Consider the following 574-nt stretch of genomic DNA (forward strand, 5'->3'; position numbering starts at 1 on the left):
ATCTGGATTAGCCCGTATCGCGAGCCGTCGGAATCAACCGAGGCACTAAGAATGCCTTGATTGGGGCCTTCGCAAGGACCGATCACCACTGCACCTGCGGCGTCGGCGAAAAGGACCGAGCTTGCGCGCTCGGCTGGATTGATGCGGCGGCTGAGGATGTTGGCGGCAATGACAAGCGCCGATTTGCCATGCAGGCGGGTGAATCCGTCCGCAAACATCAGCGCATAGATGAAACCGGCACAAGCGCCGGTCAGATCGACCGCACCGGCGCGGCGAAGACCTAGCCGATGTGCGACCAGCGGCGCACTTGGCGGCAGAAGGTGGTCGGGGGTCGAGGTGGCAAGCAACAGCAGACCGATGTCGCTGCGGTCGATGCCGGCATTCGCCAGCGCCATGTCGCCGGCTTGCTCGGCAAGGCCAGACAGCGTGTCTTCGTCCGTTGCCCAGAAGCGCGAACGAATGCCGGTACGCCGCTCGATCCAGCCAGGTTCGAGCCCGAGATTGCTCTCGATCTCGGCATTCGCCACTTTGCGCCCAGGCACATGATGGCCAAATCCGAGAATGCGCGACGACC

General features: G+C 63.1%; 1 pseudogene. It reads right to left on the minus strand.

From position 1 onward, the window contains the following. Nucleotides 1-574 (minus strand): annotated as a pseudogene (gene bioZ, locus NKH36_RS34740) (3-oxopimeloyl-[acyl-carrier-protein] synthase BioZ); the annotation flags it as partial.

Origin of the sequence: Mesorhizobium sp. M1312, from assembly GCF_040318115.1 — a bacterium.
GTDB lineage: Bacteria > Pseudomonadota > Alphaproteobacteria > Rhizobiales > Rhizobiaceae > Mesorhizobium.